At 50.7% G+C, this 26,674-nt stretch carries 27 protein-coding genes and 1 pseudogene; 27 read left to right on the top strand and 1 reads right to left on the bottom strand.

Annotated features, from left to right (window positions below; translation table 11 throughout):
- Positions 1 to 78 precede the first annotated feature (78 nt).
- From N1249_RS22915 to N1249_RS22965, 11 genes are all read left to right on the top strand, one after another.
- The gene (locus N1249_RS22915) at positions 79 to 4,665 is read left to right on the top strand and encodes a phage tail protein (RefSeq protein ID WP_259838649.1); all 4,587 of its coding nucleotides are present in this window, start codon (positions 79 to 81) and stop codon (positions 4,663 to 4,665) included.
- Between the two features lie 178 nt (positions 4,666 to 4,843).
- Entirely contained in the window at positions 4,844 to 9,247 is a 4,404-nt protein-coding gene (locus N1249_RS22920) for a tail fiber domain-containing protein (protein WP_259838335.1), read from the top strand.
- Positions 9,247 to 9,726, top strand: coding sequence for a hypothetical protein (locus N1249_RS22925; protein ID WP_259838337.1), 480 nt, complete (start codon positions 9,247 to 9,249; stop codon positions 9,724 to 9,726). The genes N1249_RS22920 and N1249_RS22925 overlap by 1 nt, the downstream gene beginning before the upstream one ends.
- A 79-nt stretch (positions 9,727 to 9,805) precedes the next feature.
- The gene (locus N1249_RS22930) at positions 9,806 to 10,096 is read left to right on the top strand and encodes a hypothetical protein (RefSeq protein ID WP_259838340.1); all 291 of its coding nucleotides are present in this window, start codon (positions 9,806 to 9,808) and stop codon (positions 10,094 to 10,096) included.
- 395 nt (positions 10,097 to 10,491) lie between these two features.
- On the top strand, positions 10,492 to 10,818 hold the full coding sequence (locus N1249_RS22935; RefSeq protein WP_249577252.1) for a hypothetical protein: 327 nt from the start codon (positions 10,492 to 10,494) through the stop codon (positions 10,816 to 10,818).
- Positions 10,819 to 10,832: 14 nt separating this feature from the next.
- Complete coding sequence (locus N1249_RS22940; protein WP_259838342.1) at positions 10,833 to 11,525, top strand: hypothetical protein; 693 nt, start codon at positions 10,833 to 10,835, stop codon at positions 11,523 to 11,525.
- Positions 11,525 to 11,776: a hypothetical protein gene (locus N1249_RS22945; RefSeq protein WP_259838343.1), complete on the top strand. Its 252-nt coding sequence runs from the start codon at positions 11,525 to 11,527 to the stop codon at positions 11,774 to 11,776. The genes N1249_RS22940 and N1249_RS22945 overlap by 1 nt, the downstream gene beginning before the upstream one ends.
- A gap of 390 nt (positions 11,777 to 12,166) precedes the next feature.
- Positions 12,167 to 12,565 (top strand): hypothetical protein, encoded by a 399-nt coding sequence (locus tag N1249_RS22950; RefSeq protein WP_259838345.1) that lies wholly within the window; start codon positions 12,167 to 12,169, stop codon positions 12,563 to 12,565.
- Positions 12,550 to 13,311, top strand: coding sequence for a hypothetical protein (locus tag N1249_RS22955; protein ID WP_259838347.1), 762 nt, complete (start codon positions 12,550 to 12,552; stop codon positions 13,309 to 13,311). The genes N1249_RS22950 and N1249_RS22955 overlap by 16 nt, the downstream gene beginning before the upstream one ends.
- A 155-nt stretch (positions 13,312 to 13,466) precedes the next feature.
- On the top strand, positions 13,467 to 14,132 hold the full coding sequence (locus tag N1249_RS22960) for a division plane positioning ATPase MipZ (RefSeq protein WP_259838349.1): 666 nt from the start codon (positions 13,467 to 13,469) through the stop codon (positions 14,130 to 14,132).
- Positions 14,132 to 14,530 carry a hypothetical protein gene (locus tag N1249_RS22965; protein ID WP_259838351.1) on the top strand — a complete coding sequence of 133 codons (399 nt, stop codon included), beginning with the start codon at positions 14,132 to 14,134 and terminating at the stop codon, positions 14,528 to 14,530. Before N1249_RS22960 ends, N1249_RS22965 begins: the two co-directional genes overlap by 1 nt.
- 26 nt (positions 14,531 to 14,556) lie before the next feature.
- On the opposite strand, the gene N1249_RS22970 is transcribed toward N1249_RS22965, so the two are convergent.
- Positions 14,557 to 15,147 (bottom strand): hypothetical protein, encoded by a 591-nt coding sequence (locus N1249_RS22970; RefSeq protein WP_259838353.1) that lies wholly within the window; start codon positions 15,145 to 15,147, stop codon positions 14,557 to 14,559.
- 281 nt (positions 15,148 to 15,428) lie between these two features.
- Here N1249_RS22970 and N1249_RS22975 point away from each other — a divergent pair, with 281 nt between their 5' ends.
- From N1249_RS22975 to N1249_RS23050, 16 genes and pseudogenes are all read left to right on the top strand, one after another.
- On the top strand, positions 15,429 to 16,166 hold the full coding sequence (locus N1249_RS22975) for a hypothetical protein (protein WP_057057096.1): 738 nt from the start codon (positions 15,429 to 15,431) through the stop codon (positions 16,164 to 16,166).
- Between the two features lie 85 nt (positions 16,167 to 16,251).
- Complete coding sequence (locus tag N1249_RS22980; RefSeq protein WP_063160619.1) at positions 16,252 to 17,592, top strand: DnaB-like helicase C-terminal domain-containing protein; 1,341 nt, start codon at positions 16,252 to 16,254, stop codon at positions 17,590 to 17,592.
- 167 nt (positions 17,593 to 17,759) lie between these two features.
- The gene (locus N1249_RS22985; protein ID WP_063160620.1) at positions 17,760 to 18,875 is read left to right on the top strand and encodes a hypothetical protein; all 1,116 of its coding nucleotides are present in this window, start codon (positions 17,760 to 17,762) and stop codon (positions 18,873 to 18,875) included.
- A gap of 71 nt (positions 18,876 to 18,946) precedes the next feature.
- Positions 18,947 to 19,723, top strand: coding sequence for a hypothetical protein (locus N1249_RS22990; protein WP_259838362.1), 777 nt, complete (start codon positions 18,947 to 18,949; stop codon positions 19,721 to 19,723).
- Positions 19,724 to 19,803: 80 nt separating this feature from the next.
- Positions 19,804 to 20,262, top strand: a complete 459-nt coding sequence (locus tag N1249_RS22995; protein ID WP_063160622.1) for a hypothetical protein — start codon at positions 19,804 to 19,806, stop codon at positions 20,260 to 20,262.
- Positions 20,259 to 20,663 (top strand): hypothetical protein, encoded by a 405-nt coding sequence (locus N1249_RS23000; RefSeq protein WP_259838365.1) that lies wholly within the window; start codon positions 20,259 to 20,261, stop codon positions 20,661 to 20,663. The genes N1249_RS22995 and N1249_RS23000 overlap by 4 nt, the downstream gene beginning before the upstream one ends.
- On the top strand, positions 20,663 to 21,985 hold the full coding sequence (locus N1249_RS23005; RefSeq protein WP_259838366.1) for a DNA ligase: 1,323 nt from the start codon (positions 20,663 to 20,665) through the stop codon (positions 21,983 to 21,985). Before N1249_RS23000 ends, N1249_RS23005 begins: the two co-directional genes overlap by 1 nt.
- Positions 21,985 to 22,152: a hypothetical protein gene (locus tag N1249_RS23010; protein ID WP_154816451.1), complete on the top strand. Its 168-nt coding sequence runs from the start codon at positions 21,985 to 21,987 to the stop codon at positions 22,150 to 22,152. Before N1249_RS23005 ends, N1249_RS23010 begins: the two co-directional genes overlap by 1 nt.
- The gene (locus N1249_RS23015) at positions 22,145 to 22,435 is read left to right on the top strand and encodes a hypothetical protein (RefSeq protein WP_259838369.1); all 291 of its coding nucleotides are present in this window, start codon (positions 22,145 to 22,147) and stop codon (positions 22,433 to 22,435) included. Before N1249_RS23010 ends, N1249_RS23015 begins: the two co-directional genes overlap by 8 nt.
- Positions 22,436 to 22,514: 79 nt before the next feature.
- Positions 22,515 to 22,856, top strand: coding sequence for a hypothetical protein (locus tag N1249_RS23020; protein WP_249577241.1), 342 nt, complete (start codon positions 22,515 to 22,517; stop codon positions 22,854 to 22,856).
- A gap of 783 nt (positions 22,857 to 23,639) precedes the next feature.
- Entirely contained in the window at positions 23,640 to 24,251 is a 612-nt protein-coding gene (locus N1249_RS23025; RefSeq protein WP_259838371.1) for a hypothetical protein, read from the top strand.
- A gap of 214 nt (positions 24,252 to 24,465) precedes the next feature.
- Positions 24,466 to 25,059: a hypothetical protein gene (locus tag N1249_RS23030; protein ID WP_259838382.1), complete on the top strand. Its 594-nt coding sequence runs from the start codon at positions 24,466 to 24,468 to the stop codon at positions 25,057 to 25,059.
- Between the two features lie 93 nt (positions 25,060 to 25,152).
- Positions 25,153 to 25,641, top strand: coding sequence for a DUF2829 domain-containing protein (locus N1249_RS23035; RefSeq protein WP_259838385.1), 489 nt, complete (start codon positions 25,153 to 25,155; stop codon positions 25,639 to 25,641).
- Positions 25,638 to 25,991 (top strand): annotated as a pseudogene (locus N1249_RS23040) (Gp49 family protein); the annotation flags it as partial. The gene N1249_RS23035 and the pseudogene N1249_RS23040, both read left to right, overlap by 4 nt.
- A gap of 4 nt (positions 25,992 to 25,995) precedes the next feature.
- Positions 25,996 to 26,238 (top strand): GrxA family glutaredoxin, encoded by a 243-nt coding sequence (locus N1249_RS23045; RefSeq protein ID WP_063160627.1) that lies wholly within the window; start codon positions 25,996 to 25,998, stop codon positions 26,236 to 26,238.
- 93 nt (positions 26,239 to 26,331) lie between these two features.
- Positions 26,332 to 26,670 carry a hypothetical protein gene (locus tag N1249_RS23050; protein WP_259838388.1) on the top strand — a complete coding sequence of 113 codons (339 nt, stop codon included), beginning with the start codon at positions 26,332 to 26,334 and terminating at the stop codon, positions 26,668 to 26,670.
- The last annotated feature ends 4 nt before the right edge of the window (positions 26,671 to 26,674 follow it).

The raw sequence follows: 26,674 nt of genomic DNA on the forward strand, positions 1-26,674 counted from the left end.
ACAGGAAGTTGATGCCCAGCCAGCGCCGGCAGGATGCCAGCGATTACATATAAATTGCACCAAAAAGGGAGATTTTCGGTGGCAACTGTTAAGGAAAGACGCCTGCTCGCCGGTTCTGGCGGTGGCAGCAAGGGCGGCGGCTCAGCGCGCACGCCCGTAGAAGACAAAGACAACGTTCAGTCGCGATCACTCGCCTCAATCCTTGACCTTCTTGGCGAAGGAAAGATTGGCGGGTTGATTAACGGCGGCCAGTCCATTTTCCTCGATAACGTACCCATTTTAAACCCGGACGGCACCAGCAACTTCAACGGTGTCACCTGGTGGTTCCGTGACGGAACCCAGAATCAGGCAGTAATTGAGGGCTTTGATGCGGTTGAAACCCCGCATGATGTTGGCGTTCAGATCAAGCTGTCTACCCCTCGCACTATTCAGATCGACAACGATGATTCTGACCAGGTGCGTGTGATTATGATGTTCCCGAAACTGACCAAAACGGATCAGAAATCGGGTGACACCCACGGTACGACAGTTCAATTCCAGTTTGAGATCGCATACGGTACGGCCTCGTTTAAGCCAATTAAGCCGCAAGGCTATGCTTCACATGTTGTCACGCTGAGCAAGAAGTCCAGCGGCAAACACTATCGTGAATATCTCTTCGATCTGCCTAAGCCCGGGTCAAACTATCGCATCCGTGTAAGCCGTGTGACCGCAGACAGTACCACTGACTATGTCCAGGATCAGACCTGGCTCAGTCAGTATGGCGAGATTGTCAGTACAAAACTGAACTACCCGAACAGTGCGCTTGTAGGTCTTAAAATCGACTCGCAGCAATTTGGTAGTTCCGTGCCAGCACGATCGTACCTGGTCTCGGGTATGGAGATCCGAGTTCCGTCTAACTATGACCCGGTTCTTGGCTCGTACTCTGGCGATTGGGATGGAACCTTCCGCTTAATGGTGTCGGATAACCCTGCCTGGATTTTGTACGACCTGCTTACCAGTAAGCGCTATGGCTTGGGTGAGTACGTCACTGAGTCAATGATCAACATCGGCCAGCTGTACCAGATTGGTCGCTATTGCGATGAGCTGATCAATGATGGATTCGGGGGCAAAGAGAAACGCTTCGCAATTAATACCGTCATTAACTCCCGCGGTGAGGCTTACAAGGTACTTCAGGACATCGTATCGACTTTCCGGGGAATGATTTTCTGGGCTGGTGGCATGGTTAACGTCATGCAGGATAGCCCTAGCAGCCCGGTCATGCAGTTCAGTGCCGCGAACATTATTGGCAAAGTATCCTACAAGGGCTCATCTCGGAAAGACCGCGCGACTGTTGCTCTCATCACTTACAACGACAAGGATGACCTATACAAACAGAACATCGAGTACGTTGAAGATGAAGAAGGCATTAAGCGCTTTGGTGTACGCAAGACAGAATCAGTAGCTTTTGGCTGCACCAGCCGTGGCCAGGCTCACCGCGTGGGGCTTTGGACGCTATACAGCAACCGTATGGAAACAGATTTAATTACCTTCACCTCTGGCATGGACGCATCGCTGCTCATGCCTGGCGAGCTGGTAAAGCTGCAAGACAAGTTCCGATCGGGAAAACGAAATTCCGGGCGCCTGGTGAATTACACCAAAAACAGCATCACGCTCGATGCCTCTGTGAAACTATCGAAAGCCGGTAACACGGTGTCATTCCTGAGTGCCAAAGGGAAGATGATTGATCGCGACCTTATTGAAGGCGCTGGCGAGTACACCATTGTCACCTTCAAAAAGGCATTAACTGAAGAAGAATACCCGGCGATTATGGGTATCTGGTCGGTCATTGAGCCTAATCTGGAGCCAATGCTGCTGCGTGTGCTGGCTGTAAACCAGAATGAAGAGAAGGGCGCCTTTGACATCGTGGGTGTGCAGCACAACCCAACGAAGTTTACCGCCATCGATGAGGGGGCGATCCTCGTTCCGTCGAAGATAACCATTCTCGACCCGACTTTCTCCACTCCAGAAAATCTGCAGGTGACAGAAGGGACATACGTTTCCTCCCCTGGCAACCTTTCTGTAAAACTGATGGTGAGCTGGGAGGGTAAGTCGCCTTCATATGTGCTTCGTTACCGTCGTTCTGATGTTGTTGAAGATTGGGTGACAACTGAGGTTAAGACTGAGCAGTACGATATTTTAAACGCAGCTGAGAATGGTATGTATGACATCGAGCTTTACTCGATTTCTGCAACGGGCAGACGTTCCAGCGTCATTTCCATGGTGTACACCACTCTTGGAACGATGACGCCACCAGATGCACCAACTCTTCTCACTGCGATCGGGGATTATCGTGTCAACGTGCTGGCATGGCAGCTGCCGGCCACAATCGACATCGACAAAATCAACGTTTACGCCTCTCGCACCAACGATCTAACCACCGCGTCTCTGATTGCGGCGGTTGCATCGACAACATTCACCCATAGCGGGCTGGGTGATGATGAGACGTGGTTCTATTGGGTGCGAGCGGTAAACAAGCGCGGAATGCTCAGCCAGCCGAACTCTTCACTCGGCACAGAAGCCACCACGAAAGATGTTCTGTCATTCCTGAAGAACAAGATCACGTCCTCGGAGCTGGGGCAGGATCTTTTGGCCGAAATCAACCAATCAGCGGCTAAAGAAGCTGTTGAAGAGGTTAGCAAGAAAATCGACGAAAGCGTTGGTGAGCTGAATAAAACGGTTGATGAGATCGAGCTTTCCGTGACCGGCGTTAAGCAGTCTGTCACCGATATGCAAAATTCCTTCACCGGAATGGAGGAGGCACAAAGTGACCTGAAGACCAGCGTTCAGGACACGGCCGACAAAGTCAGCCAGGCGCTTGCTGATGTGGACGATGCCACCGCCAATGTTGTTGCTCTTCAAGAGACAGTGAAGAAGCAGGGCGAGTCCGTTGCCAGCACACTTGATGCTGCTCAGGCAGCTTTGGACGGTAGCAAAACGCTGATCGCTGAAGAGAAGCAGGCTCGTGTTGATGGCGATGAAGCGATCGGGAAGAAGGTTGACACAATGCAGTCGGTCGTTGACACCGGCCAGGCAAGCATTGATGAAATGAAGCAAACAGTATCCAGTGTTGAGAAGTCAGCGGCGCAATGGTCTTCAAGCCTGGAGGCAAACGCTAAAGCCAACATCGATCTTGCTCTTCGTCAGGAGGAAGACAAAAAGCAGCAGGCTTCCACAAATGCTTCGGTCAACACCAGCCAGCAAACTCTGGCCGACTCGGTTTCTTCGGTGGCGAAGCGCGTTGATGAGATGAAGGCCGAAATCGGTGATGACATCGCCGCGCAGCTTCAGGAAGAAAGGGAGACCCGCGCCAGCGCTGATGAAGCCGTGTCAACGCAGCTTACTCAGCTCAAGGCTCAGGTGAACGACGATGTTAAAGCGTCATTGGCCACCGAACAGCAGGCTCGTGCTGATGCTGACAGTGCTCTGTCTAAGCAGGTGACCAACCTGCAGTCTCAGGTTAATACGGATGTAAAAGCCCAGATTGCAGCTGAAGCAAAAACTCGTGCTGATAAGGATAGCGCTCTGTCCAGCCAAATCACCGCACTCAGCGCGCAGGTTAATGACGATGTGACAGCCCAGATCGCAACTGAATCTCAGGCGCGAACAGACGGTGATACAGCGCTCAGCACGAAGGTTGATACGCTCGCCACAAAGACCACTAGCGACATCAAGGCGGCCGTGGCCACCGAAACAAAAGCCAGAACCGATGGTGATACAGCGCTGGGAACTCAGATCACATCTCTGAAGACCCAGACGGCAGCAGATATTAAAGCGGCAGTGGCGACCGAGACCAAAGCACGAACCGATGGAGATTCAGCTCTTAGCAGCCAGATCACATCTCTTGAGACGCAAACAGCCGCAGACATCAAGGCAGCTGTAGCCACCGAGACAAAGGCACGGACTGACGGCGATACCGCGCTGGGGAGCCAGATTACTTCGTTGAAGACGCAGACCGCAGCTGACATTAAAGCAGCGGTAGCAACTGAGACGAAGGCTCGTACTGATGCTGATTCGGCAATGGCCAGTGACATTAGCGCGCTTGAGACCAGAGCCGGTAATATCGAATCATCGGTAACCAGTGAACAGACCGCGCGCGCTAACGCTGACACCGCGCTGGGCAAACGAGTTGATACCGTAAGTGCTAAAGCTGATTCGGTTTCTTCTACCGTTCAGCAGACCTCTCAAGCTGTGGCTGATGTGAACGCGAAGGTGTCTGCGTCGTGGACGCTAAAGATGGAAACATCCACGTCCAACGGCCAGAAGTACGCCGCTGGTATGGCGCTGGGTATCGATGGAACCGGTCTGTCTCAGTTCCTGATCCGCGCTGATCGCTTCGGGCTGGTTAACTCCGTCGATGGAAAGGTCACAACGCCGTTTGTTGTTGAGAACAGTGTTGCCTACATGAATGGCGCCTACATCAAAGACGGCACCATCGTTAACGCCAAAATCGGTGATTTGCAGTCAACCAACTACGTTTCAGGCAAAACTGGTTGGCGAATTGCAAAAGGCGGCGCCTTCGAGATGAATGGCAACAGTGGAAGCACCGGCCGCATGGTGATCAACAATAACCGAATCGAAGTTTATGACGAGAATGGTCGTCTTCGAGTTCGAATGGGATTGATGTAATAAAAATGCCCTGAGTAAATCGGGGCTTTTTCTACCTTAGATTAAAAGCTATGAAAATCATGGTCTTTTGTGTTGCTACTCGTGAAAAAATAAGTAACCATTCACCTACTTTTTGTAAATACGCAGTAGCGTAGTGTAACCGCCGAAGCAAGGAATGCTGACGCGTTAAGGAGATAATATGTGGTACAGGGAAGGTACTAAAACGCTGGTAAATGGCTCTGTCATTGTTACCGGTGTCGGCACCAGTTGGTCTAAAGCTGAAAATGGCGTTTTGCCAGGCATGATTTTGCTTGGTGAAAAAGGTGAGCCATATGAAATCAAATCGGTTGAGTCAGATACATCGCTAACGCTCGTTGAGCCTTACGACGGTGAAAATGTGACTGACACACCATGCCGCATCATCACTACTTATCAGGGTGACATCAGCCAATTTTCGGCGCGCTTTGCGGCGCAGCTGCAACGCATGAATATCGATTCCGGCGTTATTCGCTCTTGGCTCACTTCGGGGCAAGATGCCCAGCTTCTGGCTGAAGATGGCACTGAGATCACGCTGAAGGCTTTGCGCCAGATTGTAGCTGAGCACGAAGATGCAATGGCCTGGTTTTCCGCAAATCAGGATTCGATTCTCAAGGCTGCTGCTAACGCAACAGCTGCGGCCTCAAGTGCTTCAGCTGCACTGGCATCCCAGAAGGCTGCGAAGACTTCAGAAACTAACTCGGCAGGATCTGCGAGTGCATCAGCATCTTCAAAAGCGGCTGCGGCAGCTTCTGCCTCAAGTGCGGCAGCGTCAGAGAAAAATGCTAAGACATCTGAGGTAAATGCCAAGACATCCGAAACCGCCGCAAGCGGATCGGCAACCGCCTCGGCCACCTCAGAAACTAACGCAAAAGCATCCGAAAGCTCTGCGGCTTCCTCTGCGAGCAAAGCGGCTACATCGGAGAGCAACGCGGCTGCATCTGCATCAAGCGCGGCTAGTTCAAAAGGGGCTGCTGCAACGTCAGCTTCAAATGCTGGCACCTCCGCAACCAACGCTAAAACATCTGAGACCAACGCTAAAAAGTCCGAATCAAACGCGAAAGCGTCTGAGAATGCAGCGGCAGCCTCTCAATCGGCAGCGGCAGCCTCGGAGACAAATGCCAGCACTTCGGAAACGAATGCAGGTGCGAGTGCCAGTGCGGCCAAAGCATCTGAAACCAATGCAGCGGGTTCTAAAACTGCGGCGGCCACTTCTGCTACAAACGCAAAATCGTCCGAGACGAACGCCGCCAGCTCCAAATCTGCCGCGGCCACATCTGCTACAAACGCAGCCTCTTCTGAGGCCAACGCCTCGACGTCAGAAGTTAACGCAAAGAAATCAGAGACAAATGCTAAAGCGTCTGAGAATGCCGCAGCGAGTTCAAACTCTAACGCAGGCAAATCAGCTGCAGCGGCTAAAACCTCTGAAAATAATGCAGCAGCAAGCGCCTCTGAAGCAAAGCAAGCTGCACAAAGTCTCAACACCGACAATCTGTGGCAAAAGACTGACCTGGTAAAACAGACCACTACTCAGGACGCTACCGCTGGCCATGTAATGACTGTAGGCGCGTTTGGTTTGGGTGGGCGTGCGCCAGCACCGTCTGGTGGCCCGACTAACCTTTCCGATCCGACATATCTAAACGCCGGTGCAAGCTGGTCGCTCTCAGGTACGTTTGACGACGCTCCAGTAGGCATCACTGCTATTACTGGCCAATTGCGTTGCGAGCGACGTTATTGGAATGCTGGCGCCGCCATCATCCAATGGCTGACTATTCAGGGCGGCACGGTATACCGTAGAGCCGGAACTCTGGCGGCGGATGACGTAACGCTGACCTGGTACGAAGGTGACGCCCATGGCTGGCGCAAAATGCTGGACACCAGCTCGCTTTCGCAGAGTGACGTGACAGGTGTTGGTATTGCAGGGCTGGGCGATCAGTACGGCGACAACATGGTAATCAACCCTCACTTCCTGCCGACCGGCACGATCAACAGTGGTGGCTCCGGTTGCAGCATTGAGTTTCTGCAGGTGAGTGACGCAGCTGCGCCCGCGAATAGCCCGGAAGCGTATATCGGTAAAATTGTGCGCACCAGCGCTACCGGTTCAGTGGTTCTATACACGATCCCGACGTATTCGAGTGTTGTGACACCAGGCGAAACTCTGGATGTGTCGTGCTGGATTCATTCAGCTAATGCAAGCGGAAACAACCTCATCAAGTTGGTTGTCACCCAGACAGATTCTACCGGTACAGTGGTTGAAAACACGCGCGTGGGTGTTTACGCCGATAAGACCGGTGGGTGGCAAAAGCTGGCTGGCTCTTTGACTCTCTCATCTACGACGGTGAGCGTGTCTGTACGCGTCTGGCTGGAGCCGAATGAGCCAAAGGGTACGATTGTATACTTTGCCAATCCGTCAATGCAGAAGCGCGCTGGCTTCGCTGCTGTGGGTGCAACGAGCGACAGCCCAACATTCACTGGTAAGCCGTTCTTCGATGGTGACACTGAGTTTGGCAAAGGCCGCACCGTGAAACTCGGTTATCGTTTGGGCATTCATCGTGAAGACGCATTCCCAGCGTACCAGGTTCTTTCCCGTGCAGATGTTGTCGATGGCGTAAACCCAGCTGCCGAAACCGTTGTTGGGCAAATTGTCGTTAAAACGGCGAGCAAAACTACCGACATCAATGGCGGTCGAAATCTCGGTTATCTCAGCGTTAGTGCGTTAACTGATGGGTCTGGAAAGGTCTTTCTAACCGCAGTGAACCCAACAAATAACGTTACCTCGCGTCTGGCTCTTGACGGAAGAGAAGGTTTGGCCACTCTTCTTGGCGACATGCTTGTCACCGGTGAATTGCGAACCAGTGGCCGAGTGGCGCCCGGTGATTTCTCAAATTTCGATGGTCGATATTTAGCTGTTTCCGCGAATGCGGTTAGTGCAACTAAACTCCAATCAGCGAGGAAGATTGCCGGGAAACCGTTTGATGGAACATCGGATATTGTTCTGGGGGCGGATGATGTCGGTGCGGTAGCAGCTGGTAACAGCGGTACAGTAAGTGGCGATACTAGCGTGGCCTGGAATGCCAAGTCAGGTGTTTATAACGCCACGAGACCTTCTGACTCAGTGGTGGTTGCTCAATTCTACACTGGCGTCGGTAGCGCTCGATCTTTCCAGTTGAAAGCCCATTATAAGAATGGTGGCTTGTTCTACAGATCCTCAAGGGATGCAGCAGGGTTCGAGGCTGGTTTTGAGCAAATTTATACAACTGGCTTTAAGCCAACAGCAGCTGATGTCGGCGCTCTATCAAGTTCTGGTGGTGTGGTTGATGGGCAGCTAACGGTGAACAGCAATGCCGAAGCGTTGATCCTCAAAAGAAAGACTGCTTCTCAGGCACTGTACATTCGAGGCCGCGGCGAAGACAACTCGCTTCGCTGGTATATTGGCAATGGTGGTGCAGATGATGTTTTTACCATTACCAACTACATGCAGAACACCTCTATGCAGCTTAATGCTTCAGAGCTGTACACGAGTAGAAATATTCGTGCTGCCGGCACTCTTACGTTAAATGGCAGTGGAGAATCCAACGCGGTTGTAGGCTCTGGAACCTCCGATGTCTTCCTGCAAAACTCCAAATCGGGCAAGTACCTCCAGCTCAAAGATACCGGCGTTTTAGCGTACTCGGATTACGCCATTTACCACCAGGGCAACAAGCCGACTCCGGCTGAACTTGGAGCTTACCCAGCATCAGGTGGTCAGTTAAGTGGACCGGTTGTTTCGACAGATGCCAATGGCTTCCGAATCAAGGTCGGAGCAATCAGTTCGTTCTTCCGTAATGATGGAGGTTCGTCTTACTTCTTGCTCACTGCGTCTGGCGATCAGGACGGCACCTGGAACAGTCTGCGTCCTATTTACTGGAACAACACCACCGGTAACGTAACGATGGGTCATGCTGTAGGTGTCAACGGTAAATTGACAGCCAATGGCGGATTGCAATCTGGGGACGACATCACTGTGCCAACCAGCAGTGGATCGTGGATCAGTATGCGAGACGGTAAAGCTCTTCAGGGTAGCGCTGCCGTGGCCACCAGCTCCGCCGCAGCAATTGTTCGTCAGGAACACGCCGATCGCCATTATGTTTTGGGAGGCTTAGGCAACTCTCAGTTTGGCATCTATATGATGAACAAATCACGTACCGCCAATGGTACCGATGCTGGCGCATACCTGACAAATGACGGAACATGGTATTGCTCAGGCAACGGAAACTTTAACGATGTCTATGTCCGTTCTGACCGTCGCAATAAGCGAAACATTAAGAAAATCGACAGCGCGCTCGACAAGCTGGAAAAAATTGATGGTGTGCTTTACGAGATTCAGAACATGGATGGGTATGTGCAGTCCGGTGGTCTCGTGGCACAGCAGGTGCAAGAAGTGCAGCCAGAGCTTGTTACCTCTGACATCGATCATGCCAGCCAAGAAGAGCGCCTGCGTCTTAATTACAACGGCGTCATCGGTATGTTGGTTGAAGCGGTGAAGGAGCTGCGCGCAGAGGTCAAAGAACTTAAGGAGGCTATGTAATGACAATTGCTTCTGGGTGGATTGGCTCAAGTGCAGTTGGGGAAACCGCTCAGCGTTGGATGTCGGCCGCAGGGCCGACAATTAATGTCGGCGTTCCCTTCTGGATGAGTGCTCTTGCTGGCAAAAGCAAAGGGCTAAAAATTGTTGTGGCCAGAACTCAGATTGGCGTCTTGCCGCCAGGCGTAAAAGGCCCACAACCGTTTCCTATTTTGGCTTTTGGATTCCTGAAAGGTAAGGGTGGTTCCGTCATTGGTGACTACAGTGGAAGAGAGGTTACAGGTTTATATTTTGACAATGCTTATGGCTACGTTAGGTTTATTTTGGCCGGGGCGATGTCTGGCTCTGTCAGTTTGGTTATCGCTGGAACAAGATACAGTTTTGCGTATAACTCAAATTATTCCGCCTATGTTGTTCAAAACACAAACCTTCAAAACCTGTTAATTAACAGTGTGGGTAAAACCATTGAAGTTACTTTTTAAAGGGGTTGTAGGTATTTAACTACATTTGAGTATCAAAAAATGGATAATGCACTCATTCAAATCGAATGAGTGCAATATCATGAAATATTTAAATTTATCCTTCCTTGCATTGGCTCTTGCCTCGCTCACGACAACTGGCTGCGCCGGGCTTCTAGATTCAAAAATTGAGAAAGTTGATTGTGTTGCGAAATACACCTCTGGAACCTGGCCGGGTGGTGAGCATTGGGTGAAGGTTGACGAGCGTCGTGTAAATCACGTTGGGCATCGTTACGTTCACGCAAAAAGTGATTTAGTCCTGCACTTCTATGGCCGCTGGCAGCGAGAAGATCTGTTCACTGACTACCAGTGCAAAAAGGCAGGTGAGGCATGATCAAACTAGGATCAAAGCTCCTTATCGCCGCTTTGGTTTTAAATGTCGTAGGGTGCGCGGATCTGCAAAAGTTCGAGAGGCACAAGGTAAGCTGCTACGGCAAGTATGGTTCGAACTTTACAGGCTTTACCCGTTATAAGTGGATCAAGATTGATGCTGTAAGCGTTAGTCAAAACGGCACTCGATTCGTTCACCCAGAGCCAGATCTCGATGTTAGTTTCGAGGCGAATTGGGTATCGGACAGAGTGTTTAAAGAAATCCAATGCGAACCCCTTCCTAAATAATATCCTAAAGCGCCTATTGGCGCTTTTTCTTTGGTTGCTAACTACTTACTTTCTTGTTGCGTTTTGCTACTATTTGCGCCTATCGAGATTTGACTTTTCATGGAGGAAAAAATGTCAAATGAGATGGGAGGCGTGACGCCAGAACAGGTGGAGCGCATTGCCCAAATTGTCGCCAGAGAGGTCATGGGGAACTTGCGAAAGGATCTCCGTGATGACATCGGCGCTGAAGTGAAAGCCCAGCTAGGAGCCTATTTTGGTGACATGACTGCCGCTCAGCACAGCATCCAGCATTCAAATCTGGAAAAGCTACTGACGCGTTTAGACAGCATCTCAAGCGGCTTCTTCGGCGGCATCATTTCTAAGATCACATCCATTCTAACCGCCGCTCTCATTTTGGGGCTGGCGGCGTATGGCGTTAAAAACGGTTTCGGCAACTAAGAGGTAAGCTAAGGATGGCTACTACAAGAGGTATCAGAAACAACAACCCAGGCAATCTTGACCGCGGCGCGCCGTGGCAAGGTCTGGTGGACAACCCCGCAGAACCGCGTTTCTGCACATTCAAGGACGCTACCTGGGGCATCCGTGCTCTGGCAGTAACGCTCATTACCTATCACGACAAGCGCAAAGCTCGGGATGGCTCGCCGATCGACACTGTTCGTGAAGTGATTGAGCGCTGGGCGCCGCCACATGAAAACGACACTGAGGCTTACATCAATGCGGTGGCCAAAGCAGTCGGCGTCTCTTCCGAGATGATTGTGGATCTCCACGACTACAGCACCTTGCGCCCACTGGTGGAAGCAATCATTCGCCATGAGAACGGCAAGGGTCCATTAAAGACGGCAAACAGCTGGTACTCAGTGGAAGCGATCGACGAGGGTCTGCGTCGTGCCGGTGTGGTGCGAGTGGTCAAAGCTGTAAAAGCAGTTCCTGTCACTAAGGAATCTGCTGGCGCGACGATTACTGCTGGTATCGGTGTCGCGCAGCTGGTGGACGTAGCACCGCAAATAACCCATGCGATGGATAAGGCTCAGGACAATATCTCCAGCGGCGACACCATTCGCATCGTGTTCGGTATTGCGACGGTAGCAATTGCTGTATTCATCGCCTGGTCTCAGGTTCGCAAACACCAGAAGGGGATCGCGTAATGCTTCTTGGCCTTTACATTAAGGCCAAGCAGTACCTGTTGACGGCTGCGGCCGTCATCATGGTGCTTGCTGGTGCCTATTACCTCGGTGGCCGGGCTGCTCGCCGGTCAATGGAAATTAAAGCAGAGCGTGAAGACAACAAGCGCCTGCAACACACACTGGATGTGAAAAATGACGTTATCAATGCCGTCCGACGCTCGGATGATGCTACCGTTGATGCTCAGCTTGCTGCTGATTGGATGCGTGATTAAGCCACCAGCCCAAGGGGTGCTGTTCTGCGATGCAGCAAACCCCATTTACGTTAGCCATAGTGACCAGCTAACGCAGGAAACAAAACGTGAGATCCTTTCCCACAACGTTCAAGGTGCGACGCTGTGCCATTGGTCTAAACATCGCAACAAGGGTTAATTCTGGATGTCTAAGTAGCTTCAAAAAAGCAACGACAACCCAGCAAACCCCCTTTGTTTGCTGGGTAACTGACAACCACTTGCTTGATCATTTTTGAGTAATGACGTAGATTGGTTAAACACACACCATGTGTGTCAAATATTTTCTTCGACTACGAAGCATCCTCGTAGCCTCTAAATCCCCAGGTTGGGGGTCGCCGAACACGCTGTATAGCACTCGGCTAAGGTGGAAACATGCGTAACTCTCTGAACATTAAAGAAGCGAAGCGCTCAATTCAAACCATTCGTGATTGTACGAGTGTCATCGCTACTCACATCTTCGGTAATTCGAAGCTGCAGGTGCGCACACTCAACAATGAATCGTTGGCACCTAAAGACCTCAAATTCATCGTAACCTTTGCTCACGATGTTGAGACTGCTCGTGCCACGGTAAAACCGCTGGCTGAAGCTCGTTTCCTCGACGGCGAAATTTGCTTTACGGTGAACCCAGCTAAGCAATTCCCTGAGATGGCTAATAAAATTTCCTCTTTCTCAGAGGCAATTGAAACTTCTATTCGTGAATTTTTGAGCAAGCATGATAGTATCTTTAGCACCAATTCTGCTAATGATACTGCTAAATGGCTCCTACACTAATAGCGTCATCGTTATTCGATAAGAGCATAGGCAAGTTTGCTCATGAGGGCGATACTTGCCTTCTTCGTTTCGGCTATCTCTTCACTGATGATGCGCTCTACAAGCTATCTCAGCTGGAATTAATCGATCCCGAAGACGAGATTCATACCTACATAACGATTGAATGTGTAGGCGCAGCTGACGACGATAAAGCCCGTATCACCAAAACCATCGCAAAAATGGTTAACGAAGACGCCTCTGATGAAGAGATCATCAAGCACCTTCTCGGCTCTGGCTACGTTGATGAATCCAAAAACGTTGATGCCGGCAGAATTGCACTCAGATCCTATTTCTTTACCGACGACGCTGGCCAAGAGGTGGAAGCCCCTCAAGTCGCAGGCGTTAAAGTTGAGCGACCTTTCCAGCAGCAAGGTCTCAGCAGCCGCGCATACATGTTCATACTCAATTGGTTTGATCACTTGGTTTGCGACGAAGAGCAAACAGTGCCAGGCGCCAAAATCTGGGCTGGTCGCCTGTATGACCAATGTGACGTGCGTATTTATAACGGCAAGGGTCAGGTCTTTGAAGATCGCTTGAGCGAACTCGGTGTTGGCGCCAAAGGCTTCCTTCCATGGAACAAAGGCATGTTGGTCGATCTTAGCGGATGGACGCCGAACGAAATTCAGCAGAAGGTTCAGAAATTCATCGTTCTGATTATCTCTCGCGACACTTCTCCACCAATCGGCTTCTGCCCTCCCCAATCCTGAATGAACCCGCTTCGGCGGGTTTTTTATTCTCAAAATTCAGATCATTGCCTACAAACTGGCCTTTACACCGTGGCCGCCCCGCATTAGGCTAATAGGCACATAAGAAAACAACTTGTTTTCACATAATTATTATTTCGCATAACAAGGAAACAACAATGGCTAAGATCATTGTGATTGGCGGCACCAAAGGTGGCCCCGGCAAATCCACGGTTGCGCAGCAGGTGGCCGGTGCGCTGGTTCTTAAAAAACAAAAGAAATGTCACCTGACCGACATCGATGGACAGATGACGACCGCAGGCTGGGCTGAAGAGCGCCGCGAAAACGAAGACCTGGCGCTTATTCCATTTGAGTTCGTAGATCATGACGTGGTTAAGCACATCAATGCGGTCAGCCAGCGCCACGACTTTGTGGTAATTGACGCCGGTGGCTTCGACTCCGAAATCCAGCGCCAGGCTATGCAGATGGCCGACATCATCCTTCTTCCGTTCCGCCCAAAGCGCCGGGACATTAAATCACTGCGTAATCTCGACCCGGTTCTGGATAACGTGCGTAATACCAATCACAAGGTTCGCATCATTGGGGTGATGAACCAATGTCCGTCCCTGCCAAACCAGGCTCAGCGCATCATTAACTCAAAAGGTGTTATCGAGTCATTTGGTATCGAGCCAGTGCCGGTTAACCTTTACACGCGTAATGTGTACGACGATGCTGAAGAATCTGGCCGCACTATCTTTGAAATGACCGGTGCTGAACGCGATCAGAAGGCAGAAGCAGAGATTATCGAGCTGGTTGACTACCTGCTTAGCCTGGAGGGTAACTAATGTCGAAGAGTATGGGTGATCTGGCAAAACGTAAAACGCCAGCAGATGCCCCAGCAGCAGAAGCGCAGCAGCAAGAAAACCAACCAGCAACACCAGCTGCACCCCTTCGTAACCCTGTGAAGCCCCAGGGGCGTCCTACGCGTGGCAAAAGTAAGATTCAGTCTCGAACTATGTCGATGGAAGATGAGTACATCGAGCTGATTGATATGCTGGCCGTCATTCCTCGCTTCGACAAGTTCACGCGTTCTGACGTGATCCGCGCGGCTATCTTCCAGTTATCGGAGAAAAGCCCCGCAGAAATCGAGGAAGCCATTAAGCTGAACATTGAAGCGGTGAATGCGAATGATGTTTCATTCCGCACCGAAGAAATAAAACGTAAGCTGATGGGCAAGAACTAAAAAAGGAGCCGAAAGGCTCCTTATTGTTATTGCTTATTGAATAACGAGTTGCTTCCATTGGGGAAGACTGGAGGGGCGATAGGTTTTTGTCGTTCCATCAAGTTAACAGGTTTGTACTCTGCCTGACCTAATGGCCAAAGGTTGGCAATGTTTGCCATGTACAAATTAACCTTTTCACTCTTATCGTTTACGATGCCTGTCAAGGCAGGGTTGTCATCGAACCCGTATTCAAAGTGCCATACATCATCTGCATATCCAGCTTGGCAAATTCGGAACCATTCTTTGAAAATTGGTGAGAGTACCGTATTCCCTAAAGCCTTGATACTACTGTCAAACACGACCATCAAGCTGCCTTTCCGCTCGCCCACATACTTCACTGCCGGCATAAGGTTGGCCATGTAAGCAACCTCAAGAACGTTAATCACTCTTTCGTCGTGGTCTTCATCCCAGAGTAGGGCGAAGGTATGAATTTGAGGCTTAGCATGATTTGCATAGAGGGGAGATTTCCATTGGACGGCACTTAGTATGGAATAGTGAGTTCCACGTCCTAAATTTCCAACTGGAGCTTGTTCGTCGTAGACGGTTTTGAAATAGGGGGAATAGCTAGGCATAGCCATATTTATGACCTCATATTTATGTGTTTCACCACAAGAGACAGACCTTTCGGGTCTGCCATGTTTCGTTTTTTAAGTTAACTGAAGTCGAACTGGGTTGGCAACAAATAAAGCCTGCTTCTCAATAAAATAATAAGACCAGTATATTAAAATATACGGAAGCAGGTTGCTTGTAACCACCACTACCCAGCCTTATCACCACCAGACTCCCTACATTCACTGCTTTAAAAAAGATTGGTAACTAGCTATCATCCAGCCACGGATAACTAACCAGCTACCTACTTATGAGCAATTTTTTTTACCAGTGCTTAGGCAACGACGACCAGTACGGATTCATGGAAGAGTGGGATTCGGCCGTCATGGATGAGTGGGTCGCAAAGAACATAGGGCTTTCTCGCTGCAAAGGCGAAGCTGACCTCTTCGAGACCAAGTGGTTTGATTACCGCGACATGCACCCACTCCAGGCTACAGCTGTCTTTACTGAAGAGTACAAGCGCCAGTATGCCAACATTATGCTCACGCACGGTCGCGAAGACTTCCAGAGCGCGCCTTTCAACACCGGTTTAAAACGAGTTCCGTTTCAGGATCAGTCAGCGGCCAACAAAACATCGCTTTGGAAAGCGCGCCAGTTTGCCGATCGCTACTGCGTCAATTACGGCTACTTCATTGGCACCGTTCTCTCGATCGCCGCATCACGTCTTTGGGACAAGTTGCCACGCCCTCAACATCTTTGGCAGCCAGAGCTGATTGAGATCTTCGAAGACAGATTAAAGAAACGCGCGTTAACCCGTCTGGATAGCTCTCTGTGGGGTTCTGGCTCTTCTGGGGTAATCGTGCAAGGGGGCAACGCTGAAATCCAGCGAGAATACTTTGAGTGGCTTCTCACGCAGATTGAAAATCGTGAGCCATCCCGTCGCGTTCTGATCATCTACTCCGCTGTTTGGTTGACGGAGCTTCTGCCCGAACACATAGCACTACAGCGCTTCCCTAACGAAACCATGGAAGCACGGTCACTGAATTGATTGCCTTCACCCACTTAGTAAACTTAGTAAACAAGTTGTTTAGAACGATGGAAAAGCACATGAACATGATTAAAGAGGTGGCGTCATGACCACCATTTGCCATACCGGACGCCCATTGTCAGAAGAGTTTGATGATGACTTCCAGAACCGATTAACAGCCTACTACTGCAAGGATCAGGAGTTCCTGATGCGCGCCGGTGATTTGGTTGATCCGAGCCAGTTTGAAAATGCGGCCAACGCAATTTTGGTTAACCTGGTTTCGTCCTACTTCCGCATGTACAAGAGCGCACCATCCAGCACGGCCATTCTCGACCAGCTGAAGCGCGCGAAGAAAGATAAGACAATCCGCGAAGAGCTGTTCCCTGATGTGGTCAGTGCCTTCAAGCGTGTGTTGGGTGAGAAATTGACAGACACCAAATACATGGTTGACCGAGTGGCCACGTTTGCCCGGAGCATAGCTTTCGATGATGCGCTGATCAAAGCGGCTGAGCTGAAAGAGAAGGGTGACTTCGAGCGCGCCATGGAAGTGATGGCAAAGGTGCAGCTGGTGGGCGCGAGTGACACCATAGGAATCTACAACTATTTGGGTGAGGCCGCTGAGCGTTTAAAACAGCGTGAGTATGAGGCGTCTGAAGATTACGTGCCAAACAGCATCACCACCGGCATTCCGCTGCTGGATCGACTGCTGTACCAGAAAGGGTGGGGTCGTCGTGAGATGGTGCTGTTCATGGGCTTCGCTAAGTCTGGTAAATCGACGGCGATGGGTGAGTTCTCAATTAACGCGACCCTAAAGGGCTTCAACGTCCTGTACGTCTCGCTGGAAGTTCACACGGCAATCTTGTCTGACCGTTTTGATGCGCGTCTGTCTCAAACCGAAATGACGAAGCTGATCGAGAAGCGCGACGACGTTCACAAGAAGCTGGCTGACCTGGGCGCCAGTACCGGCGTGGGTAACTTGTGGGTTGTTGAGAGACCGTCTGGCAGTCTGTCACCTGCAGACCTCGACCGCTTGCTTGAAGGCATGAAGTCGAACGGGATGATTCCTGACATGGTAGTGGTGGATTACGCCGACCTGATGAAGCCAACACGACGCAGCGGCGACGAACGAGCTGATGTGAAAAGCATTTATACGGATCTCCGTGCAGTGTTCGACAAGCATAACGCCGCTGGCATTACCGCGTCGCAGACCAACCGAGAGGGTGGGGCGTCTGAGGTGGCCACGATGATGCACGCCGCGGATAACATCGAAAAGGTGCGTATCGCTGACCTGGTTATCTCGATCAACAAAACGGAAGAAGAAGCGACGAAGGGCGAAGCGCGCCTGTACTTTGCAGGCTCTCGTAACCAGAAAGGCAACATCAGCATCCGAGTGAAGCAGAACCTGGAGCAGATGCGGTTTATTCAGGAAATTCTCGACGTTATCTAAAAATAAAGGCGTGGCAAAAATCGCCACGCCTCATTTCCAATTCGAGAAATCAAGTTTCTCACCCTGTTAAAAACAACAAGGGAAAAACACATGAGCGGCCATCATACCCCATCTTCCCTAATACACACAAAATTGCCTTCTAATAATGACCGGAGAGGATTGCTGGCATGAGCGACATTAAAGAGCTTTTGACCGAGCTGGACTTTGAGCAGTGGCTCGATACAGAGGGCATCATCTATCGCCGCGGTGGGGTCAGCGCGCGCGGTCGTGAAATAAACATCAAGGAGTGCCCGGTATGCGGCAGCTCCGGTTGGAAGGTGTATTTCAATCTGACCAACAACGTCGGTAAATGCTTTGCGGGTGATCACCCAGAAGAGATCCAATTCAACAAGCTGGTATTCCTGAAGCATTACAGCGGCAAGTCGCGCCGTGCATTTGAGGAATACGTGAACAACGCACTGCTGGAGCAGGGCTGGGCGCCGAAGCGTGAAGAGGTGAAGCTGGCCAGCACCGTCGAGCTGGAAGGGCCAGTCTCTTTGCCGCGTCATTATGAGCTTCCGATCGAGGGGCAGCTGCCCACTTATCTGGTAGAGCGAAACGTAACGCCTGAGTTGGCCAAATATTTCGACCTACGATACTGCGTAGAAGGCAAACATGCTTATGTGGATGTCTATAACGACCAGGTTCGTGGCCAAGATTTCGGGATGCGCATACTCATACCAATTTACGACCTCGATGGCGTGATGAAAACGTACCAAGGGCGTGATGTCACCGGCACTTCAGACCGCCGCTATCTCTTCCCCATGACGTTGCCGGCTTCAGGTAAGTTTCTCTATAACGGCCACAACGCAGTGGGTAAGCAAACTGTCGTGGTGAGCGAGGGTGCTTTTGACGTTATTGGTATTAAGCGAGCGCTGTTCGATGAGCCAACGCTGCGGGATTACGTTGAGCCAATCGGGACGTTTGGTATGCACTTGTCTGGTGTTACGACGCAGGACGAAGAGGATCAGCTGGGCGCCTTCCTGACGCTCAAAGCAAAGGGGCTAAAGAACGTCGTTATGATGTGGGACAGCGAGAAGCAGGCTATTCGAAACACAATGGCCGCCGCGCGTAAGCTGGTGGGGATCGGGCTTAACGTGAAGATCGCCTGTTTGGGCAAGGAGGGCATTGACCCGGGCGACGCATCTGTCGAGCAAATCATTAAAGCCTACTTCCGAGCCAAGCCGTACACGCGCCAGCTTGAACTGATGGCCAAGGTGAAAGGAATAGCGGCATTGGTCTGACCTAAGAAAATAAGTAGCTAACTACCAATCATTAATTATAATGACGCCCAAAGTCTATAAGAGAGATGAAGATGCACCCGAATATCACTCATGAAATCACAAAGCTGGTTAGAGACTCAAAGCTGCCGCTGAGCGAAGAAGAGTTCGACTCGGTTGTTGTCCAGGCTATCCAGGCTGGAGCTGACAGAATTGCGACCGCAGAGGCTGGCAAGCTACTGCTGGCCGACTACCCATATTTGACGGTCACCATGGTAGTTGGCGACGTTCGCCCCAGTGTAGGTAACGAAGCGCCTCGATGCGCGGCGATCGTCAGCTTTATCAGCCGAATGGGAGATTCACCTATCACCCATACAGCTGCTTATTACAACGGCTACATCGTCCAAACCCAGACGGTTCTTGAAGAGCTTCATCATGACGACCTATGGAAGTTTGTTGAGTTCATGGATGAAAAATGCGAAAGCGTTGAGTCGTCGTCGGCCATCAATGAACTCTGGGCAACAAGTGCGGTTGGTGAAGACAACACTGCAATTATGAGTGTCCCGGAAGGCATGGTTGACCTGGTTCTAGAAGGGCGGGGAACCGCCACCAAAGCAGCTAATGAGAAGAACTTCCCAGCGTTAATGAAATTGACCGGTGGCGACCGTCGCAAGCAGGACATTATCAACGCCTGCAGTTCAGCCTGCGATGGCGTGATGGGCGAGTACGAGCGCCGCCTGGTGAAGATGTCGAACGAAATGCCAATGATGATGCAGGAAGCCAAATCATACGCTCTGCACACCGCTGAAGAGCTTCTGAAGCCATTCCGTGACCGACAACACGCCGTCATGTCTGGCTGGGGAAGCTGGTAGCCTGACAAAAACGCTATAGCCCCGTATGGGGCTTTTTTATAATTGCGTTAATAAGTGATTAGCTATTTTGGTGATACAGAATGACAGTTTCAAAGACCGACTTTTCCAAGATCCCATCCATCTCGGGCAACAACATGTTCAGCCTGAAGTGCGAGGAAGTGCTGATCCGAAAGGAACCAACAAGAGCGAGTTACACGGTCTGCCAGCACACGATTCTGGCGTTCAAAGAGGGTCGGTTACCGCCTGGCTCATTTAGTGAATGTGTAACGGCTATCCGCGGCGGCAAATGCAAAGCGCTGAAGATGATGGTCGAGGAAGTTCGCGCCGGTGAATCACTCTATTTCGAAGATTACGGTGCGCTGATTGCAGAGGTGGCATCTCGAAACAAAGAGAGCAGCTTCGGTGGCCAGCGCAAAACCAAATCCGCGATGTCACTTCTGCCGTCGCGTAAATCAAAAGCAGAAGACACAACAAAAACGGGCGAGTTTGAGGCTATTACTGACCTCCACTCAGCCTTAGTGCAAGAGGAAAACACATGAAAGTTTCGGATCTCAAAGAAGGGGAGCGCGCTTATTTCATGGTCGATTTGGAGGGGCAAAGAGCGTGGGAAGAGTGTCGCGTTCTGGCTGTTTCAACATACGGCTTTGCGCTTGAGCACAAGGTGAACGGCCAGATTGTGCAGAAGTGGTACGACGCTATTGGAGCCGGTGCAGCGCTTCGATTCCGACGCCTAATCGAGTATTGGCATCAGTGGACGAACAAAGACCACGGTGGGCTTTACGAGCTGGTGATGTTCGCTAACCAAAAAGCCACCATGGAAGGTTTTGTTCCGACCGCAGTATTCAAATCTACATCGACCGGCGACATCTATTCGCTGCCGATCGAACAGTTCCACGCTGAATTTACACAACACGGGCAAGTACAAGGAGTGCCGTTTTAATGGAAAAGCTGATAACCCTTCGAACCAAGCTGGATGACATCAAAGCGATGGGAACCAATGCCAAGAAAGAGGCTTTGGCCAAGCTGGACGATTTCGAGCAAAACGCCGTGTCGCTGATGCTCAATCCATTTATCCGATTCGGTATCAAGAAGTACAACGTTGCCCCGGCACAGCTGGCGTCCACACCAAGTGACCAGAAGGTATTGGAAGTGTTGGATCAGCTGGCAACACGACAGCTGACAGGTGGAGCTGCTGTAACCGCAGTTGAGTCAATCGTTGGCTCTATGTGTGAGGCTGGGCAGGACGTGTTTCGTCGCTTCCTGCTGAAAGATCCGAAAGCTGGTGTCGGCATCAGCCTATGCAACAAAATCTTCGCAACCCCGATTCCAGTGTTTGAAGTGCAGTTGGCCACAGCCTACAAGGAAAAGGGTGACAAGTTCCCGTTCAAGCCGAACAAACACGCTAAATGGCCGATGATTGGAAGCATCAAGCTCGATGGGATGCGCGTGATCTGCGAGGTAATTGTGGGCGAGGAAGAGGTTAACTTCCTGTCGCGCACTGGCAATCCAGTAACGTCACTCGATCACCTTAAACCGGCAATGCTGGAGCTGGCTCGCACTACCGGTCATCAGCACATCTTCTTTGATGGTGAGGCAACGGTCGGCTCATTCAACGGTACTGTTTCAGCGATCCGCAAAAAGAATGTGAAAGCTGTAGGCGCTCAGTTCCACATCTTCGACTTCTTCTTGCCAGAGTGGAAGGCGTTGGCCAAGTCCAAAGAGTACAAAGCCAATGGCATGAAGCTGAAGGAGCGTAAGGCTGCGCTGGTGGGTTGGTTCCGCAATGAGAGAAGCGAAGAGTCAGCTGGTGATTTGGTGCTGGTTCCCTTTGAAATCTACCATAGCCACGAAGAGTACATAGCTCGATTCATGCAGCGTTTAGACGAGAATGAAGAAGGGGAAATGGCTTACGACCCCAACTCGGTGTACGAATTTAAGCGCTCTCGTGCCTGGTGGAAAATGAAGGACGAGAACGAAGCAGATGGCGAAATCATTGGCTTCCTGCCTGGCGACCCGGATGCCGGCTTCGCACATACTCTGGGTAAAATCGTTGTTCGTCTGGAGGATGGCACCGAGGTTCGTGCGTCAGGCTTCAAGCATCGCTATCTCGATGAGATCTGGCTGAATCAGGATAAATACATGGGGCGTATCGTGAAGGTTAACTTCCACGAGTACACGCCAGATGGAAGTTTACGCCATCCGCGTCTTAAGTGGCCAAGCTGCCTGCGTGACACCGAAGATCGCATTGGAGACAAAGAGTGATGCACAACGTGATTCCATACATCCTGTTAGGTTTGATCGGCGGGGTGCTCGGTTCGGCATATTTCATCGTAGATATGCTCAAGCAGGAGCTGAAGACCGGCACTGTTGCCATGGGGCGCCGGGTGTACAAGGTTGTTGAAGTTAAGGAATTTAAACGCAATGGGTGACATAACTATTTCTGACGGGCTGTTGATGGCTTACTTTCTACTGAGCGGCTTTTACGCTGCGTTCATGGTGGGCGGAAAAACCACCAAACTGATTATTTTGTGGCTGTTCTGCCGCACTGCAAAGTTAGAAGACATAGCCTGGAAGCTGTTTACCATCATAGAAATGAGGTATGGCGAATTGAAGGGGCAGCAAAGCTACACGATTCAGGGGAAAGAATACTCTGTACGGATCATGAGGAAAACGCCTCAGCCAGCAGCTGCGTCACCAGAACCGAAAACATAAGCATCACCGTCAATAATCACTTAAGCGCCTCTCGTGGGCGCTTTATCATTTCTGCATTGCCCATCAAAGAGTAACCACAATGGATTTCAAACGCTTTCTGTCTCTCAAGAAGCCCTGCGCAAACTGCCCGTTCCTGAAAGAGAATGGCATTGCGATCGGGGAAGAGCGTCTTGCGGAAATTAAACAGTCTTTGCTGGACGACGACATGACCCCGTTCCAGTGCCACAAGACAACGCATCCCACTGGTGGCCACCACGATACTGAGGGCGTATATCACCCTTCTGGGAAAGAGAAGCATTGTGCTGGTGCTATGGGTTTCCTCTACGCAAAAGGGCGCATGAATGTGCCAATGCGTATTGGCTTAATGACTGGAGTTCTGTCTCTTTCAGAACTGGAAGAAATAACCCCTTTGCTTAGGTAGGTGATCCGAAACTGATCAAACGAACCGTCAAAGTGAAAAAATCTGTAAGATAGGTATTTACCTACCTACTTATATCAATTATAGTCGCTCTCGTTTTCGGCGCTGAGCGATTATTTTTACTTTTAAAAATAAATGCAAACGACACTCAGTACCTGGCAGTAGCGTAAAAGCCAAACACCAGCAGGGTCAGTCTCCAGCCCTGTTATCGAAATGGAGCAGACTGAGCGAGTCTGATTACGGAACGCAGGGACGGTGGCCACGGCCACCCGACCGATGGGGTAACGAGATGGGTGGGGGTAATTCCGACATGAACACCCGGGTTTTAAAGGCACTTCCGCCCATCTCGTTACGTCATTCCATATTACTTATGTCATTTATTCTTGGGTTGAATAATCGTAGACGTAGCCCGGCTGGCATGGTTAGCCAGCACAAATTCAGGGATCGATATGCAAGACGTTGATGAGCTTAAGCAAGCGGCCGCAACTCTCCTTACCAAAGCTATCCAGCAGTACCGTGGTGATTACGGCTCCATGAATACTGTAGAGGCGTTACGGCAAGGGAGTTCGACAATGACCGTTGGCCATGACGGAACTATATCGGTCCATAAAGATGGTGTGCTGAGAGTGCGAATGGGTAGCCTTGTTGGCGATCACAAATGATTCCATACATCTCAGGTAATAGATCCACACCACGCACCTAACCTTGGTGCTCGTGACAAGATTTTTAGCTTTGCAGTATCAATGCCCCTCGATGGGCTACATATAAAATACAAAGGAAAAACACATGTCAGAAGTCAAAAAGGTTATCACCGCGTCCGACCGTTCAGCCAAAGGCGTTGTTAAAGCTGTTGCCGATCTGAGCAAGGTTGCAAGCGAACTGACAACCCTGGCGCAGTCCAACGTCACCCTGGCTGAAGAAATTGAGTTCAAACAGTCCCAGCTGGCCGACCTGGATAATCAGATCAATACCAAAGAGCGTGAAGGTGCTGCCCAGCTGCGTCTGCGTGTTATCGAAAACGAAGACCGCGTACTGGCTGACCTGATGAAAGCTCGTGGCCTGGCCACCATCACTGTTGTTGATCTGAACCAGCTGAACACCCGTGCAGTGAACGCTGAAGCAGGCAATGAGCAGGCAATTGAAGAAGCGCGTACCTCTGCATTCCGTCAGGCTGATGCTAATGCCAAAGCGCAGATTGCTCAGCTGCAGGGCGATCACCGTGTCGAAATGGCTGAGCTGAACGCAAACAGCAAAGCGAAAGACAACCGCATCGAGTTCCTCGAAGCGCAGGTGATTCAGCTGCAGGGCGAAGTGAAAGCTGAACGTGACACTCGTCTGGAAATCGCTAAAGCGGAATCTAACCGCCAGGGCATTACCGTAAACACCGGTAAGAACTAATTTGCGTGTCTGTTCCCCTCCGGGGGAACAGCACATCGTAGAGCGGGTTGGGTTTATTTATTCATTTAAAGACTCCGCTAACAGTTCAGCCCGCTCTACGCTGTGTACGCAGCAGATTATGTCTGCAATCGGTAGCTGACATCGTCGAACTCCAAACCTTACTTATAGCGCAAATACCAAAGGGGCTTCGGCCCCTTTTTTTGTTGAGGCAAATATGGCAAGAATGAACGATTGGGATGCTTTTGAAAGGTATAAAGCACAATTACGGGGCTATGAAGACCACGCCAATGATCGCTTCAGTACAAGGATGCCGGCCAGCTTAACGGAGGCGTTTGAAAGGTCGATGATGAACAGCGATACCTCTTTCACTTACCAGCATATCCAATACAAGAACACCATGCCTGGCCGTTTCATTCAGGTGATCGGGGATAGCAGAGTAATTCGGCCACTGAGCTGTATGCAGTTGCGCACTAACTTTCTCAGCAGCCGCGAACGCTTTAACATTGCCCACATGCCAATGGTGCCTTCGACATTCGAAGATGACCCATCAGACCCGATCGTCAGCAGAGCTTTTAAAACCGTCACATTGTCATCCTTCGTCGCAATTTCAATGTCAACGCTGGATAGCAGGGCGCGTCATTTCACGCTCTACTTTGCTGACAAATTCATAGACGGAGCCGCCAGCTTCAGCCCGATTTTCTTTGAGTCTAACGGCGCGCGAGTACCGGACAACGCACCCGCAGAAGAATACCTAACCTGGCCTCGTCGGACAGCTAAAAGCGAGTTTCTGGCAAGATTTACTAGCTAACAGTAATAGGTAGTGACCTACCAAATATTATTAGCTATTCTTGTCGCGAATTTATTAGGCAATGGATGCCTACACTCACGAAGGGAATCAAAAATGTCAGAAGTTAAACTGCCTGAGTACCAGAGCATAAAAGTGGTTGGTGCCGCGAAAATCGCATCGATCACCGGCACTGCAATCGGCCTGAGTCTCCACAAAAGCATCGTTGAGATTGAAGTTGGCCGCGCCTGGGTTGCTCGCCACCAACCAGAAGTCGGTGGTTACTTTGTTCGCTATGAAGACGGCTATGAGTCTTATTCACCGGCAGAAGCATTTGAGAAGGGTTATCTGGCGCTCGCAGACGCAGGTTTCGCCGCTTCATTTGGTGTCTCGTTTGGCATCGCCATCGAGCTGCTTAAAGAGGGTGATCGTGTGGCTCGCAAAGGCTGGAACGGTAAAGGGATGTGGCTTGAGCTGCAACGCCCGGACGCTGACAGCGATATGACGCTCCCATACATCTACATGCGTACTGCAGACGGGCAGAACGTGCCTTGGCTGGCCAGCCAAACCGATATGCTCAGTGAAGATTGGGTGATCGTGAAATGACAGATGCGGAACTGGAACAGCAGATAATTGAAAAAGGGCTAACCGCCCCGCGGGTTACTCTGGAGCACATCGAAAGCCTGATTGCTGAAGAGCATTTCTTCTCAGCTTACGACGGCATCCGAGCCGCAAACCAGGGCGTTGATGCAGCTTGGTGGGCGAACACGGCCGCCGACCGTCACACATTTTGCTATCTGCTACTGACCAATGGTTACACTGTCACGGGTGAAAATGCGTGTGTGAGCAAAGAAAACTTCGATCCCGAGCTGAGCCGCCAGCTGGCGCGCCGCAACGCTATCGCAAAAATCTGGCCTCTTGAGGGCTACCTTTTAAAACAAACATTGAGTGATGAACAGAATGGTAAAAGTGAAAATATATGGCAAAGAACAGTGCGCCTACTGCAAAAACGCAAAGGAGCTGGCCGCACAACTGCAGAGCCAAGGCAAGCTGACGTTTGAGTACATCGACATCCAGGCTGCTGGGATCGGTGCCGCCGAGCTAAGTGAACTTGTTGGCCAGCCGGTAAAGCAAGTGCCCCAGATCTTCGTTGATGACAAGCCGGTGGGCGGCTACACTCAGTTTTCAGCGATTAAGTTCTAAGACAAGGCTCCGTTCGGAGCCTTTTCATTTGGCTTGGCCACCTTTCCCATTACGTTAAAAATTACGTAATTCCAGCAATACTGAGTAGACACAATGCGCCATAGAGATACTTTCGACGGTTGGCCTGATGAGCAGGTTATCGCTTTCATGATCGAAAACCACTACACCAACATCCGCAAATTGCCTGATGGCGAATGGTGTGGGTTGTTCCGCCTGGCATTTACATGGTCGGTTTGTATGGGTGTTACCCCACTCACCTCTTTCCGCTATCGCTGGTGCTTTGCCGATCGCGAGGAAGCGCTCTATCTCATTGAGACGGCAGAAGAATGCGACGGTGTTCCGGTTCGAAAAAAGTCACTTAAAGGTCATCGCTATCCGTTTGGCCAGGCTCTCTACAAAGAGTTGGATGAGTACGGTTACGAAAAATGGTAATATT

The organism is Enterobacter sp. CP102 (assembly GCF_025152625.1).
GTDB classification, from domain to species: domain Bacteria; phylum Pseudomonadota; class Gammaproteobacteria; order Enterobacterales; family Enterobacteriaceae; genus Enterobacter; species Enterobacter soli.

Coding starts and splice junctions, on each gene's coding strand:
- N1249_RS22975 (WP_057057096.1), top strand. CDS start 15,429: ATGAGCAATTTTTTTTACCAGTGCTTAGGCAACGACGACCAGTACGGA.
- N1249_RS22925 (WP_259838337.1), top strand. CDS start 9,247: ATGACAATTGCTTCTGGGTGGATTGGCTCAAGTGCAGTTGGGGAAACC.
- N1249_RS23020 (WP_249577241.1), top strand. CDS start 22,515: ATGGATTTCAAACGCTTTCTGTCTCTCAAGAAGCCCTGCGCAAACTGC.
- N1249_RS22920 (WP_259838335.1), top strand. CDS start 4,844: ATGTGGTACAGGGAAGGTACTAAAACGCTGGTAAATGGCTCTGTCATT.
- N1249_RS22965 (WP_259838351.1), top strand. CDS start 14,132: ATGTCGAAGAGTATGGGTGATCTGGCAAAACGTAAAACGCCAGCAGAT.
- N1249_RS23010 (WP_154816451.1), top strand. CDS start 21,985: ATGCACAACGTGATTCCATACATCCTGTTAGGTTTGATCGGCGGGGTG.
- N1249_RS22930 (WP_259838340.1), top strand. CDS start 9,806: ATGAAATATTTAAATTTATCCTTCCTTGCATTGGCTCTTGCCTCGCTC.
- N1249_RS22970 (WP_259838353.1), bottom strand. CDS start 15,147: ATGGCTATGCCTAGCTATTCCCCCTATTTCAAAACCGTCTACGACGAA.
- N1249_RS22995 (WP_063160622.1), top strand. CDS start 19,804: ATGACAGTTTCAAAGACCGACTTTTCCAAGATCCCATCCATCTCGGGC.
- N1249_RS23035 (WP_259838385.1), top strand. CDS start 25,153: ATGTCAGAAGTTAAACTGCCTGAGTACCAGAGCATAAAAGTGGTTGGT.
- N1249_RS22980 (WP_063160619.1), top strand. CDS start 16,252: ATGACCACCATTTGCCATACCGGACGCCCATTGTCAGAAGAGTTTGAT.
- N1249_RS22940 (WP_259838342.1), top strand. CDS start 10,833: ATGGCTACTACAAGAGGTATCAGAAACAACAACCCAGGCAATCTTGAC.
- N1249_RS23025 (WP_259838371.1), top strand. CDS start 23,640: ATGTCAGAAGTCAAAAAGGTTATCACCGCGTCCGACCGTTCAGCCAAA.
- N1249_RS23015 (WP_259838369.1), top strand. CDS start 22,145: ATGGGTGACATAACTATTTCTGACGGGCTGTTGATGGCTTACTTTCTA.
- N1249_RS22950 (WP_259838345.1), top strand. CDS start 12,167: ATGCGTAACTCTCTGAACATTAAAGAAGCGAAGCGCTCAATTCAAACC.
- N1249_RS23005 (WP_259838366.1), top strand. CDS start 20,663: ATGGAAAAGCTGATAACCCTTCGAACCAAGCTGGATGACATCAAAGCG.
- N1249_RS22960 (WP_259838349.1), top strand. CDS start 13,467: ATGGCTAAGATCATTGTGATTGGCGGCACCAAAGGTGGCCCCGGCAAA.
- N1249_RS23030 (WP_259838382.1), top strand. CDS start 24,466: ATGGCAAGAATGAACGATTGGGATGCTTTTGAAAGGTATAAAGCACAA.
- N1249_RS23045 (WP_063160627.1), top strand. CDS start 25,996: ATGGTAAAAGTGAAAATATATGGCAAAGAACAGTGCGCCTACTGCAAA.
- N1249_RS22955 (WP_259838347.1), top strand. CDS start 12,550: ATGGCTCCTACACTAATAGCGTCATCGTTATTCGATAAGAGCATAGGC.
- N1249_RS22935 (WP_249577252.1), top strand. CDS start 10,492: ATGTCAAATGAGATGGGAGGCGTGACGCCAGAACAGGTGGAGCGCATT.
- N1249_RS23050 (WP_259838388.1), top strand. CDS start 26,332: ATGCGCCATAGAGATACTTTCGACGGTTGGCCTGATGAGCAGGTTATC.
- N1249_RS22990 (WP_259838362.1), top strand. CDS start 18,947: ATGCACCCGAATATCACTCATGAAATCACAAAGCTGGTTAGAGACTCA.
- N1249_RS23000 (WP_259838365.1), top strand. CDS start 20,259: ATGAAAGTTTCGGATCTCAAAGAAGGGGAGCGCGCTTATTTCATGGTC.
- N1249_RS22985 (WP_063160620.1), top strand. CDS start 17,760: ATGAGCGACATTAAAGAGCTTTTGACCGAGCTGGACTTTGAGCAGTGG.
- N1249_RS22945 (WP_259838343.1), top strand. CDS start 11,525: ATGCTTCTTGGCCTTTACATTAAGGCCAAGCAGTACCTGTTGACGGCT.